Origin of the sequence: Pseudarthrobacter sp. CCNWLW217 (assembly GCF_037203985.1) — a bacterium.
In the GTDB taxonomy this organism is placed as follows: Bacteria; Actinomycetota; Actinomycetes; order Actinomycetales; family Micrococcaceae; genus Arthrobacter.
In genome coordinates this window covers 191,387-208,137 of record NZ_JBBCBT010000004.1, presented here as the reverse complement: position 1 = coordinate 208,137, position 16,751 = coordinate 191,387, and the positions used below count along the sequence as shown (strand labels likewise).

At 62.3% G+C, this 16,751-nt stretch carries 19 protein-coding genes; 9 read left to right on the top strand and 10 right to left on the bottom strand.

Annotation, left to right across the window (positions count from 1 at the left end):
- Positions 1-20: 20 nt before the first annotated feature.
- Entirely contained in the window at positions 21-512 is a 492-nt protein-coding gene (locus tag V9L18_RS07040; RefSeq protein WP_337346468.1) for a DUF3592 domain-containing protein, read from the bottom strand.
- 24 nt (positions 513-536) lie between these two features.
- Complete coding sequence (locus V9L18_RS07035; RefSeq protein WP_337346467.1) at positions 537-1,106, bottom strand: AAA family ATPase; 570 nt, start codon at positions 1,104-1,106, stop codon at positions 537-539.
- Positions 1,107-1,181: 75 nt separating this feature from the next.
- On the opposite strand from V9L18_RS07035, the gene V9L18_RS07030 reads away from it, so the two are divergent.
- From V9L18_RS07030 to V9L18_RS07000, 7 genes are all read left to right on the top strand, one after another.
- A complete protein-coding gene (locus V9L18_RS07030; protein WP_337346466.1) occupies positions 1,182-1,679 on the top strand; it encodes a DinB family protein in 498 nt (165 codons plus the stop codon).
- A 152-nt stretch (positions 1,680-1,831) separates the two neighbouring features.
- The gene (locus tag V9L18_RS07025) at positions 1,832-3,172 is read left to right on the top strand and encodes an amidohydrolase family protein (RefSeq protein ID WP_337346465.1); all 1,341 of its coding nucleotides are present in this window, start codon (positions 1,832-1,834) and stop codon (positions 3,170-3,172) included.
- Positions 3,173-3,232: 60 nt separating this feature from the next.
- Positions 3,233-3,691 (top strand): hypothetical protein, encoded by a 459-nt coding sequence (locus V9L18_RS07020; RefSeq protein WP_337346464.1) that lies wholly within the window; start codon positions 3,233-3,235, stop codon positions 3,689-3,691.
- A 56-nt stretch (positions 3,692-3,747) separates the two neighbouring features.
- On the top strand, positions 3,748-4,158 hold the full coding sequence (locus V9L18_RS07015; protein WP_337346463.1) for an integrase catalytic domain-containing protein: 411 nt from the start codon (positions 3,748-3,750) through the stop codon (positions 4,156-4,158).
- Positions 4,155-4,295, top strand: a complete 141-nt coding sequence (locus V9L18_RS07010; protein ID WP_337346462.1) for a hypothetical protein — start codon at positions 4,155-4,157, stop codon at positions 4,293-4,295. Before V9L18_RS07015 ends, V9L18_RS07010 begins: the two co-directional genes overlap by 4 nt.
- Positions 4,296-5,379: 1,084 nt before the next feature.
- The gene (locus tag V9L18_RS07005) at positions 5,380-6,120 is read left to right on the top strand and encodes a hypothetical protein (RefSeq protein ID WP_337346461.1); all 741 of its coding nucleotides are present in this window, start codon (positions 5,380-5,382) and stop codon (positions 6,118-6,120) included.
- Positions 6,121-6,164: 44 nt separating this feature from the next.
- Positions 6,165-6,446, top strand: a complete 282-nt coding sequence (locus V9L18_RS07000; RefSeq protein WP_337346460.1) for a hypothetical protein — start codon at positions 6,165-6,167, stop codon at positions 6,444-6,446.
- A 21-nt stretch (positions 6,447-6,467) separates the two neighbouring features.
- On the opposite strand, the gene V9L18_RS06995 is transcribed toward V9L18_RS07000, so the two are convergent.
- The 6 genes from V9L18_RS06995 to V9L18_RS06970 form a co-directional block, all read right to left on the bottom strand.
- Positions 6,468-7,202 carry a DUF624 domain-containing protein gene (locus V9L18_RS06995; protein ID WP_337346459.1) on the bottom strand — a complete coding sequence of 245 codons (735 nt, stop codon included), beginning with the start codon at positions 7,200-7,202 and terminating at the stop codon, positions 6,468-6,470.
- An 8-nt stretch (positions 7,203-7,210) separates the two neighbouring features.
- Entirely contained in the window at positions 7,211-8,869 is a 1,659-nt protein-coding gene (locus tag V9L18_RS06990; RefSeq protein WP_337346458.1) for an ABC transporter substrate-binding protein, read from the bottom strand.
- Between the two features lie 5 nt (positions 8,870-8,874).
- Positions 8,875-9,744 carry a carbohydrate ABC transporter permease gene (locus tag V9L18_RS06985; protein WP_443197968.1) on the bottom strand — a complete coding sequence of 290 codons (870 nt, stop codon included), beginning with the start codon at positions 9,742-9,744 and terminating at the stop codon, positions 8,875-8,877.
- Between the two features lie 83 nt (positions 9,745-9,827).
- Positions 9,828-10,802 (bottom strand): ABC transporter permease, encoded by a 975-nt coding sequence (locus tag V9L18_RS06980; protein ID WP_337346456.1) that lies wholly within the window; start codon positions 10,800-10,802, stop codon positions 9,828-9,830.
- Positions 10,803-10,813: 11 nt separating this feature from the next.
- Positions 10,814-12,883: a beta-galactosidase gene (locus V9L18_RS06975; RefSeq protein ID WP_337346455.1), complete on the bottom strand. Its 2,070-nt coding sequence runs from the start codon at positions 12,881-12,883 to the stop codon at positions 10,814-10,816.
- Between the two features lie 467 nt (positions 12,884-13,350).
- Positions 13,351-13,890 carry a hypothetical protein gene (locus V9L18_RS06970; RefSeq protein WP_337346454.1) on the bottom strand — a complete coding sequence of 180 codons (540 nt, stop codon included), beginning with the start codon at positions 13,888-13,890 and terminating at the stop codon, positions 13,351-13,353.
- Between the two features lie 293 nt (positions 13,891-14,183).
- Here V9L18_RS06970 and V9L18_RS06965 point away from each other — a divergent pair, with 293 nt between their 5' ends.
- Entirely contained in the window at positions 14,184-14,933 is a 750-nt protein-coding gene (locus tag V9L18_RS06965; protein ID WP_337346453.1) for an ArsR/SmtB family transcription factor, read from the top strand.
- 194 nt (positions 14,934-15,127) lie between these two features.
- Positions 15,128-16,024, top strand: coding sequence for an SDR family NAD(P)-dependent oxidoreductase (locus tag V9L18_RS06960; RefSeq protein ID WP_337346452.1), 897 nt, complete (start codon positions 15,128-15,130; stop codon positions 16,022-16,024).
- A gap of 10 nt (positions 16,025-16,034) precedes the next feature.
- On the opposite strand, the gene V9L18_RS06955 is transcribed toward V9L18_RS06960, so the two are convergent.
- Complete coding sequence (locus V9L18_RS06955) at positions 16,035-16,367, bottom strand: hypothetical protein (RefSeq protein ID WP_337346451.1); 333 nt, start codon at positions 16,365-16,367, stop codon at positions 16,035-16,037.
- A gap of 81 nt (positions 16,368-16,448) precedes the next feature.
- Positions 16,449-16,691, bottom strand: coding sequence for a hypothetical protein (locus V9L18_RS06950; protein WP_337346450.1), 243 nt, complete (start codon positions 16,689-16,691; stop codon positions 16,449-16,451).
- Between the last annotated feature and the right edge of the window lie 60 nt (positions 16,692-16,751).

Below are 16,751 nucleotides of genomic sequence, written 5' to 3'. Positions count from 1 at the left end.
TTGATCCCCTTTCAGGCGGCTTAGCTGGCCCGATTCTTTCGGCGTTTTGTTGCCCGCACCAGGCTCTTGATGAGGAAGATGAGCGCGATTCCCCAGAAGATGAAAGTCAGGATACCGCCCGCGCCGGCAAGAAAGTTCCCGTCGCCCTCAAATCCGAGCACTGTGGCATCTTCCGGGTCGGATTCCCGGTACACCACCGTGACCTCCTCGCCAACAACGGGATGCTGGTCATGATCCACCAGGACCCCGACCGAGTGGAAGCGCCCGTCGGCCGACTGAAACTCCACGTCGATCGTTCGCTTTGAGGCTTGGCGCGCATCGTTGAAGTCGACGATCGTTCCCATTGCACGTTGGCCGGTCCGCACCAACTCCGCATCAGCGTTGCCTAGATGGGTACCGATACCGATCATCACCGGGCCAAGGGCGAATAGAAAGACCAGAATCGCGATATTCACCACCGCTCCCCAGGCACTTTTGGTTTTGCTGTTCACGGTTGCGTTAGGCGAAGTCACGCACCCATTCTGCCGCAGCGCAAGTCAGCCAGTGACCGCGGGAACCAGCGATCCACGGAGCCATTCCTCGACTTCCCGCTGCGAACGCAGCCGGACGACGACCACATGCGGGTATTCGTTGACGAACTGCGGCATCAGCTCGACGTACTTCCACCGCGTCCGGATCGCCCAGCGGACGATATGGTCCCGGTCGGTGAAGAACGTCCTTAACGGCGCCTCACGGTTGCCGTTCCACAATTCTTCGCGGCGCACCCGACGGCGGACGGTTCGCCGCAGCACGCGCGGCAATGTCACGCGGGCAAAGGGAAAATCGAGCCAGACGAGGAGGTCCGCGCGCTCCGCCAGCAAATGCCGCGCGGCGTCGTACTGCCACTCCGTGGTCCACGTGTCCGCGCTGATGAACGAGCGCACGTCTGTGAGGAACTCCGGGCGCGGTGTCCAGTCCGGTCCATGGAAGATCGCGTCAATCTCCAGGTGCGGGCCTCCCGTAATCCCCGCAATCCGTCCGGCCAGCGTCGTCTTGCCAGCACCCGAGACCCCCGCCACGAGCACACGCTTCGGCTGGCGCGGAAGGGGTTCGTTGTAGGAGCGCATGAATCGACCCTAGTACCGGACCCGGCCCCTCCCGCCACGTGCAGTCCACGGCTACTCCCTTGCTACGCTCCGACCATGACTTCCCAGCCTGCGACTTCCGCCGATGACGTTACCCACCAACCAGCGCGCGTCCAGTTCGACGTGTTCCTGGACGAGCACCGCACGGCGCTCAGCGACTGCCTCAACGGGCTGACCGAGGAGCAGGCCCGCCGGTCGCTTGTCCTTTCCCGCACCACTCTGCTGGGCCTGGTGAAGCACGCGACCTTCGTCGAAAGGGTCTGGTTCGATGAGGCCATCACCTGCCGGCCACGCACCGAGATTGGTATTCCGGCGACACCGGACGAGTCGTTTATCCTCGACGACGGCGACACCATCGCCTCCGTCCAGCAGGCATACCGCGAAGCCTGCGGAGCATCCCGGCGCGCGGTCGCCTCCCTCGAGCTCGACGATCTGGTCCACGGCAACCGGCGGGGCCCGCTGCCGCTGCGCTGGGTCTATCTGCACACGCTGCGGGAGTTGGCTCAGCACTGCGGCCACGCTGACATCCTCCGCGAACAGATCCTTGGCCGGTAATATGGAATACCAAACGTGGCGTGCGTCTGGTATCTGAGACCTCAAGTTGGCTAACGACCTGGCACCACTCCTTGAGCTGGCCGTACTTTGGAATACCAAGTACCATATTTATCATCCGCTCACTCCCCCAGGCGGCCTTCCCCAAGGAGACAATGATGTGCCTTCATGACCACACTTCTGCGCCCGCCCTGCCAGCCAACCTCCCCCGCCGCGGCATCCTCGCTGGTGCCGCAGCCCTCGCCGGTATCTCAATGGCCAGTATCGCCGCCCAAATCGGCGGCGCTCCCGCTGCCCACGCCGCTGATCGGCCTTCGGGCCCCAACTACCACGGCAGCCCCCTGACCCACCCCGCCCTGATCATCGAGGGCGGCACCATCGTGGACCCCAAGACGGGCGAAGCTGTGGAAGACGGCGTCCTGGTGCTCGACGGCGGCAAGGTGGCCGCCGTCGGAAGCCGCGATGCAACCCTTAAGGCTGTTGCCGCCGTCGCCGGCCGCGCGCAGGTCCTGAACGCCACGGGCCGCTGGGTGCTCCCGGGCCTGATTGACGTACACGTCCACGCCAACGCGTTGGCCGATGCCCGCGCCATCCTGCAGGGCGGCGCCACGAGCGTCCGCAGCGGCTCCAGCAGTTTCTACCAGGACGTGGCCCTCGCCGCGCTTCCGGGCTGGGCCCCGGGCGTCTCCCCGCGCATGACGCCCGCCGGCCTGTTCATCTCCCCCGACCTCGGCGATTCGCTCCTGGCCGACCCCGACCTCGCGCCGCTGGCCACGCTCGCCGGCGGGGTTAAGGACCCCGCCGACCTGGCGTACCTGACCAGGGTCAACCTCAACCGCGGAGCCCAGGTCATCAAGACCCGGGCCAACCCCCGCGCCGGACTTCCGGAGCAGGACCCCCGCGAACTGGTCTACAACCAGGAGCAGCTCTCCGCAGTGGTCAAGGCGGCAAACGGCGCCGGTGTCCTCTGCCATGCCTACAGCGCGGAAGGCATCGACGGCGCCGTACGGGCCGGGGTGCGCAGCATCGAGCACGGCGTCTTCGTCAGCGAAGGCACTATCGCCGAGATGGCCCGCCGCGGAACCTACTTCACCCCCACCATGGACGCGATCACCTCCATGGCGGCGTCAGCCAACCCGATCCTCGCGGCACGCGGGCAGGAGTACACGCCCATCCTTCAGGCTGCCGTCCGCGCCGCGCACCAAGCAGGCGTGACGATCGTGGCCGGCACCGATTCCTTCGGAACCGATGTCACTCCCATCGGCAAGGAAGTGCGGCTTCTCGCCGAGGCGGGCCTTTCCCCGCTGGAGGCATTGCGGTCAGCCACTGTCCACGCCGCCCGGCTTTTGGGCCTCGGCGACGACGGCGGCCGGCTGGTCCGCGGTGGGTTCGCCGACGCGATCGTGGTGGACGCCGATCCGCTGGCCGACGCCTCCGCATTGGAGACGGTCAGCGTGGTGGTGGCCCAGGGAGCCATTGTCCGCAACGAACTCTAGGCCTGTAAAGACCCGAGTTGACTCATAAAAAACCTCCGCGGAGGCCGATACGTTGCCTCATTGGAAAACCTCCGGATGGGCAGGGTTGCCGGGGCCTGGCTGGCGGCGCGATTGTTGTGGCTGGGACTGACCATGGGTGAGCGCAGGGCAGTGACGAAGCATCTAGCGCTGCGGTACCGCTCGGCGGACCGGCTGGTGAAGGGGCAGATCCTCTCGGAGTTGGTGGACCTGACCGGCTGGCACCGCGACTATGCCCGGTCCGCGCTGCGCCAGGCTCTCAAGCCGCGTCGACCACGGACGGCACACCAGGGACGGAAGCCTGTCTACCCGGCGGACCTGCAACCGTCCCTGGTGTTGTGCTGGTCGGTACTTCGAGGCCCGGCGGGGAAGCTGCTGGCGGCCGCGACCGGCTACCTCGTCCCGATGCTGCGCGCCGAGCGGGTCCTGGTGATCACCGATGCTCAGGCGGAGCTGTTGGTGCGCATGAGCGCTCCCACACCAAGCCCGGGTCGCTGCTGAAGGCCCAGATCCCGATCCGGACCTGGGCCGAGTGGGACGACGCGGCGCCGGGTTTCGTGGAGATCGACCTGGTCGGCCATGAGGGCGGCAACAGCCAGGGCGAGTTCTGCTTCACGCTCACCGTCACCGACATCGCCACGGGCTGGACGGTGAACCGGTCCGTGCGCAACAAGGCCCAGAAGTGGGTCTTCGAAGCGATCCAACACGCCACCGCGGTGTTCCCCTTCCCGATTATCGGCATCGATTCCGATAACGGCAGCGAGTTCATCAACAACGAGATCTACCGGTACTGCCAGGAACACCAGATCACCTTCACCCGGTCCCGGCCGGGCAACAAGAACGACGCCGCGCACGTGGAGCAGAAGAACTGGTCCCGCGTCCGTGAACTCGTCGGCTACTACCGCTACGACACGGCCCGGCAGCTGGACCTGCTGAACCGGATCTGGGAACTCCGATCATCGCCATGAACGCCCAGTACAAGAAGATCCGACCGATGGCGCTCTCCCGCCAGATCTACGCACTCACCGCCGAACTCGAGACCATATCCCGGCACAAAGCCGGCACTGCACCCACGGCTACCACCATCCAGGAAGCCCGATCATGAACCGACGTTCCCGCGGAGGTTTTTCAATGAGGCAACGAAACGCGTTCCCGGAGGTATTGCAATGAGGCAACAGGGACCCTTGTAGATTCTTAACTGTCGACGGGACGCAAGCACGGTAGCTCGTCAGAGCCTTGAGCGACAACGGGTGTCTTCTGCTGTTCAACCATTCCATGATCATCAGTTGAGCCGGTGCACTGGTGGACAGACCCGTTGTGAAGCCGCGATCTAAATACGGTGCCCAGTAATACGATTGCGACCGCCAGAGCCGGGGCCACGATTCCGATTGGCAGGAATGCAACGGCCCCTGTTCGAGCCGGTATTCGAGATCGCAACACCTAATCTGGGCGGTTTCGCCACTCATTTTCGACGTGAGGCCCACTCAGTGCCCGTTTCCAGGATTAGGGTTTCACTGAAGGGCCTGGACCCTCACCCGTGAGTCCACATTAATCAACCTCGACGGAGTCTGCAGCCGATGAGGGCATGCCACTAATTCGATCAAATACAAAAAATCCAACTTACAACAAGATGGGGGATCGCAAATGAGGTTTAATTCTTTCAGAAGAATAACTGTTCCTCTCCTGGTTGCGACAGCACTGATTGGCACCTCGTCGGGCACTGCACTAGCCTCTCCGGACACATCGGACGCCAAGATTCCTAAAGTTGAGGTGAAGTCAGATTTCCGGTTTGATCAACCCATATTCCAAGACCAGAAGACTTTTGGAAGTGGACTGACTCCAGAACAGGCAACTGACCCTGACATCAAGGCACTGGAAGTGCGCCCATTGGCTGGATGCGGAGGAAGGCAGTCGTCAGCGCCGGTTGGAGGCGCCTTCTACCTTTCCCAGGATGGATGCTCGTACATTGGACTAAATTCGCTGGCGACGCGCTACTACTCTTGGCAACTCGCCCCGTTTGTCAATTCGAATGCATGTGTCAAGGCCCGGGGTTACAACCACACGAGTGCCGTTGTTTGGGTCTCTGCTGGCTGCGGTGGGAGCGGTGGAGTAAATGTTCCTTGGGGGAACGTCGCTTCAGTTGCTAAGGTCCAGCTCGCGTCGATGGGCACAACAGGAACTACCGTAGTTTGGTACTAGCCACCGAGACTTTTGAAGGAGTCTCGAAGAATTCACGCTGGGCGCGCTTTGGGCTTGTGGCTTCCGGCGCGGTCTGCGCCCTTGTCGTCGCAATTAGCGTTGCAGGTTTTCCGCGTCCCACCTCAGAGCCCATTGAACTCACGCAGGCAGACGCTGCGGAGCGGGTTCTTAATTGCAAGCATGCAACATATTTCGTGGATGACATTGCTTATTATGACTCGATGAACGGTTTAAGCTGCTTTCTAGGCGACGGTGAAGCTGTTCATATTCGCGTCTATGAAGCAGAAGGATCTGCACTGGTAGTCCTTCAGGATTGGGAACACATCTTGTCCCCGGAACGACAAGTCATTCATACAGATAAGTGGTTCGCTGTTGGCCCTCCCTTGCAGTTGGAGAAAATAAAGGCAAGATTTCGGACCTTCGATGGACCTTCAGCGTTCGTTCCCGAGAGCCCCCGGATCACACCAAGGCAGCCCCTGATGGGTGATTGCAGCTTTTTCCTCACTAGTTCCATAGTTGACGCTGCCGTCAATCCCACACAGTACAGTGCCACAATTTCTTTTCTTGACCAAAAATTTCTTGGTTCCAAAGACTTAATTGAATCGATCGTCGACTCCACAGTTGTCGAGCAAGTGAAGAAACGACAACGTGGACACCATATGGAACTGGATCAGTATTTGTCCGGTTTTTCTTCAAGAATTAAGCCCTTTTGCGCATCCAAGGTTCCCTAGGGGCCGACGTATAGTGAATTGGTGTGCCAACGAAAGGATAAAAGATGGCCGATATGCCCAAACGAACATTGCGCGCCGGAATCATCGTTGGGATCCTCGGAGTGCTGGCAATTACCCTCACTGCCCGGGTAGTTGAAAGAGCCGGTTTTACGCTAAACAACGCTCCAATGCTGGGCGAGATTATGTCGGTTCTCTGGCAACTGGTTACCGTCGGCTTCTTGCCATTTTCAGCGGCTCTTATCTCAGCTTCGCTCGTGATGCGACACATCGATGCGCACAACAAACCAAGAGAATCGCTCACGGTGGACCCGGAACACGAAGGGTGAGAGTCACAAATCACCCTTGTACTAGGCTGTCAAAGGCTCCTGCGATGTCGGTTCCTGCACCGTGAACCTTGCTTCGATGAGCGTCAGCAGCGGCCTCGAGTTCAGGCAGACCAGGAACATCGCCAGCCCGGCGACGAAGATCAGCAGCCCCGCGGTGGTGGCGGTCAGCAGGAACGCCGTGATGAACAGGATCCCGGCGTTGCCCAGCGACACCCTCTTCTGCGCGCCCAGGCAGTACAGCGAAAGACGGTAGACGTCCCGGGTGCGGAACGTGAACCGGGACAGCAGCAGCATGGCAGTCACACCGGCCGTCGCCACCAGGAGCCCCAGCCCCAGCAGCCCCACCCGTGCGGCTGACGGAGCGGGGTTCCCGGCGTCGAACGTTCCGGGCAGCAGCAGAAGATTGACGACGACGGCGGCCAGCACCGCGACATACGGCACCCAGACCGCGAGCGCCTGGCGGAAGTTGGTCCGGTAGCCGCGCACGAAGTCCCGGAACACCCCCGTCTCCTCCCCCGCCAGCAGGCGGTTGAACGCGTAGGCCGCGGCCACCAGCGACGGTCCCACCGGGACAAACGCCACCACCAGGAGCGCCGCCAGCAGGGCGGAACCACCTGCCAGGCTGGCGAGAACAGGCGCCAGAACAAGCAGGAGGTTCGCGAGGACCAGCAGTGCGTCGGCCACCATGACCCCGTAGACCGCTCCGGCCGCCCTGAACAGCGGACCGGAGCCGTACTCCGCTTTCTTCTGTGCCACGAACTGCCTTACTTCTTGCTGTTGTTCGCCTGATAGGCGTTGTATGCCTTGTTCGCCAACTCTACGTACTTGGACTGGCCCTTCGCGTCGAGCTCCTTCACGTAGGCGTCGAATTCGCTCAGGGGCCGCTGGCCCGTGATGAACTTCAGGGTGTTCTGCTTGACGTGGTCCTTCAGCGGGGTGAGCACCAGGGTGGCCTGCTCGCGGTCCACGTCACTGAACGGCACGGGCGGCGCCACGGGCTTGGGCTTCTTGGACTTCATGGCCTTCTGGAACGCCAGTTCCTCCTCGTTGAAGGTGGAGTGCAGCAGGTCGGTGGTGCCGCCGTAGGCGAAGTTGCCGCCGGAGAAGCCGTACTCCATGCGCAGGTCCTTGGTGCCCGCCGGGTTCAGGCCCTGGAAGTTGATGTCCTTGGCCAGGACGCGTTTGCCTCCCTCCTTCGTGAAGGTGGTGCCTTCCACGCCCCACTTGGAGAACTCCTGCCCGGCGTCGCTGTAGAACAGCCAGTCGATGAACTGGATCAGCGCCACAAAGCTGTCCTTGTCCTTTACTGACGAGTTCAGCATGATGCCGTTCTCCAGCCGCGAGCCGCCTATGACGTCGCCGGCCGGACCGCCGGGCACCGTAATCTTGCCTACCTTGAAGTTGCCCTTGCCCAGGGACTGCTCCATGGAGGTGCGGTACGTGATGATGTTCTGGGAGTTCGCGCTGATCACGAACGACTTGCCCGAGACGAACTTCTGAATGGCCGAATCGTCGGTCTGGGTGAAGCTCTCCGGGTCCATCAGCCCTTCGGCCACCAGCGAGTTGAAGTACTCCAGAAGCTCCTTGAACTGCTTGGTGCCGGCGCCGAACTCGAACTTCTTCTCCGACTCGGCGAAGTTCAGCCCGTCCACGAGGCCCCAGCCGGCCACGGTACCAAAGGCGTTGCCCGCAATGTTCAGCACGCTGTCACCCTTGAAGCGGTCGGAGAAGGGCACGACGTCGGGATAAGCCTTTTTGAGCGACCGCAGCACCTCGCGGAACTCATCCCAGGTCTTCGGCTCGGCGATGCCTTCCTTTTCCAGGATGTCCTTGCGGAACGCCACCGTGTAGTCCGGCCACAGCTCCTCATGCAGGCCCGGCAGCACGTAGTATTTGCCGTCCTCCTGGGTGAGCCCGGCGATCTCGGGCTCCAGCTTCCATTTCTTGACCTTGTCCTGGAAGTGCGGCATCAGGTCCACGTAGTCGCTGACCGGCAGCACTGCGCCGGAGGAGACGTAGGCCGATTCCTGGCCCGGGTAGGTCTTGGCGATGATCTCCGGGGCGTTGCCGGAGCTGATGAGCAGGCTGCGCTTCTGCTCATAGTCGCTGCTGGGCACGATGGTGGTCTCCAGTGTGACGTTGTTGTCCGAGGCCATCTTGGTGAACAGCAGCCAGTCCTTCTTGTACGGGTACGTTGGCTGGTCGCTGAAGAGGAAGCTGAACGTCAGCGGCGCCGTCGCCTTGAACGTATCCCCCACCCCGAAGCTGTCCATGGCGCCGGTGCGGGCCTTGGAGGTATCAATTTTGCTGCCGGAATCTGAATCACAACCGGCAACCACCAGGCCGAAGGCTGCGAGCGCTGACAGGCCGAGGAAGTCTCGTCTGCGGAACTCTGGTTTTGCAATCATGGGCTTTCCTTTCATAAGGGTTATTCCTTGACGGAGCCGAGCATGACGCCCGAAAAGAAGTACTTCTGGACGAACGGGTAGATGCACAGGATGGGGATGACGGTCAGGACGATGGTGACCGACTGGATGTTGGCGGCAATCTGGCCCACGTTTTCCGCGGTGCCGCCGGCGGAACCGGCCGTGGTGACGCCGGCGATCATGTTGCGAAGGTAGATGGTCACCGGGAACAGCTCCGGCTTGTCCAGGTACAGGAACGCCTGGAACCAGGAGTTCCAGTTGGACACGGCGTAGAACAGCACCATGGTGGCTACGATCGCCTTACTCAGCGGCAGCACCACCTTGAACAGCACGCCGTACTGGGTGAGGCCGTCGATGGCGGCGGCTTCCTCCAGTTCGCGGGGCATGTTTTCGAAGAACGACTTCATGATCAGCAGGTTGAAGACACTGATGGCGTTCGGCAGCACCACGGCCCAGATGGAGTCCCGCATGCCGAGCGAGCTGATCAGCACGTAATTGGGGATCAAGCCGCCGTTGAAGAACATGGTGAACACCGCGATGCCGATGAACACGCTGCGGCCCTTCAGGTCCCTCTTGGCGATGGCGTAGGCGAAGGATGTGGTCAGCACCATGGAGATGGCCGTGGCCACCACGGTGTACAGGACCGTGTTGCCATAGTTGTTCCAGAAGGTGGAGTCGGCCAGGATCAGCTTGTACGTCTCCACGTTGAAGCCCAGCGGGAACAGGTTCACCTGCCCGGCGTTGATGAACCCTTCGCTGGAGAACGACTGGGCCACGATGTTCAGGAACGGATACACCGTCAGGAACACCACCAGCAGCAGGAAGGCCAGGTTGACCACCCGGAACACCCGCATGCCGCGGGAGACTTTCATGTCCTTGACCAGCACGCCGGTTTCCTTCCTCGCTGCCTTCGAACCCGCCCTGTTAAGGAGTGCTTCCTTCATGACTGCCCCTTTCACCACAGGCTCGTTCCGGCGAGTCGCTTGGAGATGGCGTTCGCGGAGAGGATCAGCGTGAGGCCGATGACGGATTCGAACATTCCGATCGCGGCCGCGTAGCTGAAGTTGGACGATTCCAGGCCCACCCGGTACAGGTAGGTGGAGATGACATCGGAGGTTTCGTAGTTCAGCGGGTTGTAGATCAGCAGGATCTTTTCGAAGCCCACGGCCATGAACGTGCCGATGTTCAGGATCAGCAACGTGATGATGGTGGGCCGGATGGCCGGCAGCGTCACGTGCCAGGTCTGCTGCCAGCGGTTGGCGCCATCGATCCGTGCCGCCTCATACAGCGACTCGTCCACCCGGGTCAGGGCGGCCAGGTAGAGGATGGCGCCCCAGCCCATGGTCTGCCAGACCTCGGAGCTGATGTACATAGGCCGGAACCAGGATGCGTCCTGGGTGAAGTTCACTGTGGTGCCAAACAGGGATTCCGCGATCTGGTTCACCGTGCCGGTCATCGAGAAGTTCTGCAGGATCATGCCGGCGATGATCACTACGGACATAAAGTGCGGCAGGTACGCGACGGTCTGGACGAACTTCTTGAATTTCTGTGACCGAAGCTCATTGAGCATCAGCGCGAAGATGATGGGCATCGGGAAGCAGAACAGCAGCGTCAGCACACCCAGCACAATCGTGTTCTGGAACGCTTGCCAGAAGCTGGGATCGTTGATGAACAGGGTGACGTACTTCAGCCCCACCCATTTCTCGCCGAAGATGCTGCCGCCGGGCTGGAACTGCCGGAACGCGATCACGTTGCCGGCCATCGGCAGGTAGCGGAACACCGCGAAGTAAAGCAGCGGCAGCGCCACCAGGGTGTACAGCCGCCAGTCCCGCTTGAGGGCCAGCTTCCCGCCGTTGGGCTTGTTCCGCGGCTTGGTGCCGGGCGGGTCCGCGGTGACCGCCTCGGGAGGTACTTCCAGTTGAATGGCCATGGTATTTCCTCCTATCGGATGGTTTCTGCGGGCACGGTTTCTGTGGGGATTTCTTCCAGGACGAGGACGCCGTTGGCGGCGAGCTCCACGGTTCCCTGGAGCCGTGTGCCAGTGATGCGGTCGGTGCCGCCAGCCTTCACATCCACGCTGACGGGGGCGTCGTTGTGGTTCAGGACAAGCAAGTAGCTGCCCCGGTTGCCGGTTCGACGGCGGACCTGGACTCCCAGCGGAGCGTCCAATTCCGCACGGATCCCGGCGGCCGCACGTTCGACGGCGAGCAACTCCTCCAGAAAGGTGCTGTCCACCCGGGCGGACAAGTAGACGGCGGTGCCCTGGCCGAAGGTGTTGCGGGTGACGGCCGGTGAGCCAGAAAGCCTTCCAGACGCATAGCTGGCGAGGACCTCGGCTGTTTCGGTGTGCAGGTGCTCAGTCCAGTAACTGGCGGAGGCGGTGCCGCCGTCGGCCGTTGAAAGCTTGACCTCCTCACCCTCTCCGGCGAGCGGATGCAGTTCCTCGCTCCACGCGCCGAGCACGTTCCGGAGGGCGCCCGGGTAGCCGCCGAGGCGGATGGTGTTGTCCGGGTCCACAATGCCGGAGAGGTAGCTGGCCACCAGCCGGCCGCCGTCGGACACGTAGTCCTCGACGCGCTGCGCCGCCTGGTCCGAAAGCAGGTACGACGCCGGGAGGACCACCAAGCCGTACTGGCTAAGGTCTGATGCGGTGTTGACGAAGTCCACCGGAATGTTGGCATCGAAAAAGGGCCGGTAGAGGCGGAGGACCTCCTGCGTATAGCTCAGGTCCGAGCGCGGCGAGTTGCCCAGTTCCAGTGCCCACCAGCAGTCCCAGTCGAAGACGATTGCCACCTTGGCGGCGGAGCGGGTGCCGGTAATGCCGCCGAGCCCTTTGAGTTCCTGGCCGAGTTGGCAGACTTCGCGGAAGACGCGGGTGTTGGGGCCGGCATGGTTGACCATGCCCGAGTGGTAGCGTTCCGCGCCGCCCTTGGCTTGGCGCCACTGGAAAAAGAGGATGGAATCCGCGCCCTGCGCAATGGCCTGGTACGAGCCCAGCCGCATCTTGCCAGGGAGCTTGGAGACGTTGACGGACCACTGGCTGACCGCCGCGGTGGCCTGTTCCATGACCAGCCAGGGCTGGCCTTTTCGGAGCGACCGCATGAGGTCGAAGTTCAATGCGGCGGCCACGTGGGCGTCGGCTTCGCGCGGGTCCGGGTAGATATCCAGCGCGGCAGCGTCCTCTTCCGCGGCCCAGGCCCAGTAGTCGTTGTTTTTGTAGAAGCGCATGAAGTTGGTGACGATTGGCAGGTCCGGGGTGTGCCCGCGCAGGATGTCCCGCTCCGCCTTGTAGTGCTCCAGCATGGAGTCCGAAGTGAAGCGGTGGTAGTCCAAGCGGCGGGAGGGGTTGGACCAGGTGCGGGGCTGGGCCGGGGCGCTGACCTGGCTCCAGTCCGAGTAAACCTGGCCCCACACGTCGGTGCTCCAGGCCTGGTTAAGTTCGGTCAGGTCGGTGTACTTGCGCTGCAGCCATTCCCGGAACGCGCGGTCTGCGTGCGGGCCGTAGGAAACGGGGCCGTATTCATTGTTCACGTGCCACATGCAGAGCGCCGGGTGCTGGGCGTACCGCTCCCCCATCTTCTCGGCCATTGCCAGGGACTTTTCGCGGTAGGCGGGGTGGGAGACGTCGAAGTGCTGGCGCGAGCCGAAACCGAAGGTGGTGCCGTCCGCCATGACTGGAAGGATGTCCGGGTGCTGAGCGATCAGCCAGGCCGGCGGTACGGCATCCGGGGTTGCCAGGTCTACGCCGATGCCGTTGGAATGCATAAGGTCCATGACCTCGTCCAGCCAGCCGAAGTCGTACACGCAGTCGGCGGTTTCGAGCCGGCTCCAGGAGAAGACGGCCAGCGTGACCAGGTTGACGCCAGCTTCCTTCATGAGGCGGACGTCCTCTTGCCAGACCTCGCGCGGCCACTGTTCCGGGTTGTAGTCGCCGCCGTAGGCAATGCCGCCGAGGCGTTCGTGCAGGTGTTTCAGGCGGTCTTCGGCCGTGCTGTGTGGCTCGCTGGTCATCATTGTCCTTTGGTTGGCACGTCGGCCGCGTGGTTCCAACCCTGCGACCTGCATCACACGTAGAAAGTATCGTAAACTTTACGCAATAACAACACTTTGGATAGCGTATTCCACTACCACTTTGGCAGGGAAGGGTGGGCAGCGGTCGCGACAAGGGCCTTTTGAAGCATTATCTGGCTACGTTGGATCGGTTCTTGTCACGTACAGGCGCTTGTTGTTTCCGGAGAGCGATAGAAACTATCGGAAATGCTCGACTGCACGCAATGTGGCAGCCCCTGCACAAAGCGAAAGGCCGCGACGTCGCATTTCTGCCACCATCGCGGCCTTCCCGGCATTAGGCGTGCGCTCCCGCCCAGTTGCTCCGGCGGGCACCTCGGCCCATGCCGCGAGAATCAGCGCGGATACAAGAAACTCCGCGGCCTAGGACGTGCCGAGCCGGGACAAACTGGGAAGGAACGCACGCGCGTTCAGGAAAGCGCCTCGCAGATGTCGAAACTTGTCCCGGAGGTTTCCAAAGACAGGAACGTATTGGTTCCATCAGCGGTCAGTGTGTACTCGACCCTCCCGTGGTACAGCGTGGCACTTGGCCCTTTTGGAGTGTCGCTTGGGAAGAGAATGATGCCCACAGCCCCCCTGTCCGTCACGGAGGTTGTGCCATCCGGGTTGGTGACGGCGGTCCGGTTGGAGCCGGTGGCCCTGAAGACGATCTCCGCGCCGGTGTCGTCGTTGACGAAAGTCAGGGTGTATCCCTTCCCGGTAGTGAGGACGCGAACCGGGTCGCCGTTCCTGTCAACAAAAGTCCGAACTTTCGACGACGCACCGGTTGCTTCGATGCCCAAGGCAAAGTCGGGGCAGCCCTCCCCCGCGGGCAAGACCAGATCGGGAGGGAAGTCAGGCGGGGTGTCACCAGGTATTGGGGCCAGCGCATTGGCCCCTGCAGGGAGCGCCAACAATGCTGCGGCAAGGACGGCGATGGGCGCGAGACGGCGGACTGGGGCGTTTTTCATGGCTTCTCCAGGGGTGGGCGGCATTCTGGGCCGCGCAAATAACGAGCACAGCCAAAGGCTGCGCAACGAGCGTCCGCGAAAGATCCGCAGCGCTCTTACGCAGGTTCGGCCCCCTTTGCCGCACCTGGACACGGCGACGAAACAACAGTTACAGGCTCAGCCTGCACCGCAGAGCCTACTCAGGGCCCACGCGGAGTCAACACTCAGTTAGTGGAGGACCGGCTCCATTTGCTAGCCATGCTGCGTGGTGCAAACCATTGACATGTGACCGTTTGGTCACCTATTTTATCCCTATGGACGCCGTCTTCAAGGCACTCTCCGACCCCACCCGCCGGGACCTGCTCGATGAGCTCTTCCGCGAGGACGGGCAGTCGCTGGGCGCACTTGGGGCCAGGTTCGAAATGTCCCGCTTCGGGATCGCCAAGCACCTCAAGCTGCTGGAGGAAGCCGGCCTGGTGGTGACCCGCCGTCGGGGCCGGCAGAAACTGCACTTCCTGAATCCGGTGCCCATCCGCCTCATCCACGACCGCTGGGTGAGCAAGTACTCCGAACCATGGGCCGCTGCCCTCAGCGACCTCAAATCCAGATTGGAAAGTCCCATGGAAAAAATCTTCGAAATCTACATCAAAACCACCCCGGAACGGCTCTGGGAGGCCATCACCAACAGCGAGATCCGCAGCAAATACCAGTTTGGAATGAACATCAGCTCAGACTGGACTCCGGGGTCCCGGTTCGAGATGTCACCCAACGGCGGGGACCTCCTGGGCGAAGGCGAGAACAAGGAGGTGGACCCTCCGCGGAAGCTCGTCCAGACCATGCGCGCCCTGTGGGGCGAGGACGTCAAGGCCGAAGGCTGGTCCACCATCACCTGGGAAATCGAACCTGTGGGCGATTCCTGCCACCTCACCGTCACCCACAGCGACCTGCGTGAAGGCGCCAACGAACAGCTCTACGGTGGCTGGCCAATGATCCTCTCCGGCCTTAAGACGTGGCTTGAGACGGGAGAGAAACTCACCACACCGGGTTCGCTCATGTACACCTAATCCGCTCCTGGGAGTTTTTGTCCAGAGACGGCGACTTCACGGCCTTCTTGGTCGCTGTGTCTGGACAAAAACTCCTGTGATATTGCCGTCACGAGGCATAGCCTGAAAGCACCCGGCAGTGCCGAGCGACACGATTGCCGGCCGGAACCAACACGGGGGCCGGAACCAACACTGGGCGTCAGGAGGCGGAGGCGATGGCTTCCATGGAGGGAACCGTGGCGCTGGTGACAGGTGCGGCGGGCGGCCTGGGACAAGCCGTGGCAACCGGGCTTGCCCGCGAAGGGGCGCTGGTTGTGGTGGTGGGGCGCTCCGCTTCGCGGGCCGAAGAGGCAATGAAGGGCATTCGCTCGCGCGTTCAGGACGCCCAGCTTGAGCCGGTGGTATGCGACCTCTCCCTTCAATCCTCGATCCATGCGGCGACCACTGACTTCCTGTCCCGCCATGACCGGCTGGACGTGCTGGTCAACGCGGCGGGCGTGTTCCGCAAGGAACGCCATCTAACCCCCGACGGGCTCGAACTGACCTTCGCTACCAACGTGATGGCTTACTTCCTCCTGACCCGGCTTCTGCTGGACGCACTCAGGAACGCTGCCGTGGCTGGACGGGAGAACACAGGAACAGCCGCACGGCCTGCTGCGGGGCCGCGCACGTCCCGCATCGTGAACATCGCGTCCAGATACGGCAACGCCAAGCTCGACTTTGACGACCTTCAAACTGCGAAGGGCAAGTACAGCTACCTTCGCTCGACACCACCCACCATGCTGGCACGCGTCCTCTTGACCCAGGAATTCGCCGAGCAAATCCGCGGCTCCGGCGTGGTGGCAAACGCCGCCCATCCGGGATTGGTCAAGAACACGGCGCTGCTGCAGGACGTCGGCGGGCCGTTCCGCTGGATCACGAACACGTTCGGTGCCCCCGCCGAAAAAGCGGCCGACACACCACTTTGGCTCGCCACCGCCAATGAAACAGCGGCGGTCACCGGAAAGCTATGGACGAAGCGCAAAGAACTTCCGACGCCGGGCATGGGCTCGGACCCGGAAGCCCGCCAGAGGCTCTGGAACGCGTGCTCCCGCCTCGCCGGACTCACCTGACCATGCTTCGCTAGGGGCTTGCCTGGCCGGCCACTGACAATGCAACGACGGCGATGGTCAGCATGGGCACTACGCACAGCACAGTGAACGGCCACCAAGTGCCCACACGGTTGTTCGCTCCCCTCTGACGGAGGGCCAGGAGAAGGGACGGGGCAAAGAACGGAAGGTGGAATGCGGCGAAGATGGCGGCGGCAATAAATACGTCGCCCTCATAGCAACCGGATCCCAGCGTCTCCCGGGTGCACTCCATCCGGCTGGGGTACTCACCCGCAGTGATTCCGAACAATGCCGCGGCGGGCCAACTCACCACCGCCCCCACCAATCCGAGAATGGCTGCACCCACCGAGGTCCTTGTTCTCCGCTTTGCGTGCTGGTCCATCGGCCTCCGTTCCGGGCACAGCATCCCCCGGAGGCTTAGTCAAGACTAGCCACGCGGCTGGGGACCCTGATCACCGCTTTGTCCGGTACGGAGGAAGCCGTCCCAGCCGCGGGGCCGTATTTTGCGGACAACAACCATTTCCCAAGCACCAAAGAGCACACCCAGGACCACGGCAACCACGCCAGCCGTGAACCACCCGTCCCGGCCGAAGATCATCAACACGACGCCCACAAAGCACAGGCCCTTTGCAGCTATGTCCAGATACAAAGGTCCTCTCAGGAACTCCATACCTCCACGATATGCCCCTGCAGACAGGTGTGATGGACCCGCTCACGATTTATGGGATCG

Excerpts from the sequence above, each read along its gene's own strand:
- V9L18_RS07035 (WP_337346467.1), bottom strand. The coding sequence starts at position 1,106 with ATGCGCTCCTACAACGAACCCCTTCCGCGCCAGCCGAAGCGTGTGCTC.
- V9L18_RS07030 (WP_337346466.1), top strand. The coding sequence starts at position 1,182 with ATGACTTCCCAGCCTGCGACTTCCGCCGATGACGTTACCCACCAACCA.
- V9L18_RS07025 (WP_337346465.1), top strand. The coding sequence starts at position 1,832 with ATGATGTGCCTTCATGACCACACTTCTGCGCCCGCCCTGCCAGCCAAC.
- V9L18_RS07010 (WP_337346462.1), top strand. The coding sequence starts at position 4,155 with ATGAACGCCCAGTACAAGAAGATCCGACCGATGGCGCTCTCCCGCCAG.
- V9L18_RS07000 (WP_337346460.1), top strand. The coding sequence starts at position 6,165 with ATGGCCGATATGCCCAAACGAACATTGCGCGCCGGAATCATCGTTGGG.
- V9L18_RS06990 (WP_337346458.1), bottom strand. The coding sequence starts at position 8,869 with ATGAAAGGAAAGCCCATGATTGCAAAACCAGAGTTCCGCAGACGAGAC.
- V9L18_RS06985 (WP_443197968.1), bottom strand. The coding sequence starts at position 9,744 with ATGAAAGTCTCCCGCGGCATGCGGGTGTTCCGGGTGGTCAACCTGGCC.
- V9L18_RS06980 (WP_337346456.1), bottom strand. The coding sequence starts at position 10,802 with ATGGCCATTCAACTGGAAGTACCTCCCGAGGCGGTCACCGCGGACCCG.
- V9L18_RS06975 (WP_337346455.1), bottom strand. The coding sequence starts at position 12,883 with ATGACCAGCGAGCCACACAGCACGGCCGAAGACCGCCTGAAACACCTG.
- V9L18_RS06970 (WP_337346454.1), bottom strand. The coding sequence starts at position 13,890 with ATGAAAAACGCCCCAGTCCGCCGTCTCGCGCCCATCGCCGTCCTTGCC.
- V9L18_RS06965 (WP_337346453.1), top strand. The coding sequence starts at position 14,184 with ATGGACGCCGTCTTCAAGGCACTCTCCGACCCCACCCGCCGGGACCTG.
- V9L18_RS06960 (WP_337346452.1), top strand. The coding sequence starts at position 15,128 with ATGGCTTCCATGGAGGGAACCGTGGCGCTGGTGACAGGTGCGGCGGGC.
- V9L18_RS06950 (WP_337346450.1), bottom strand. The coding sequence starts at position 16,691 with ATGGAGTTCCTGAGAGGACCTTTGTATCTGGACATAGCTGCAAAGGGC.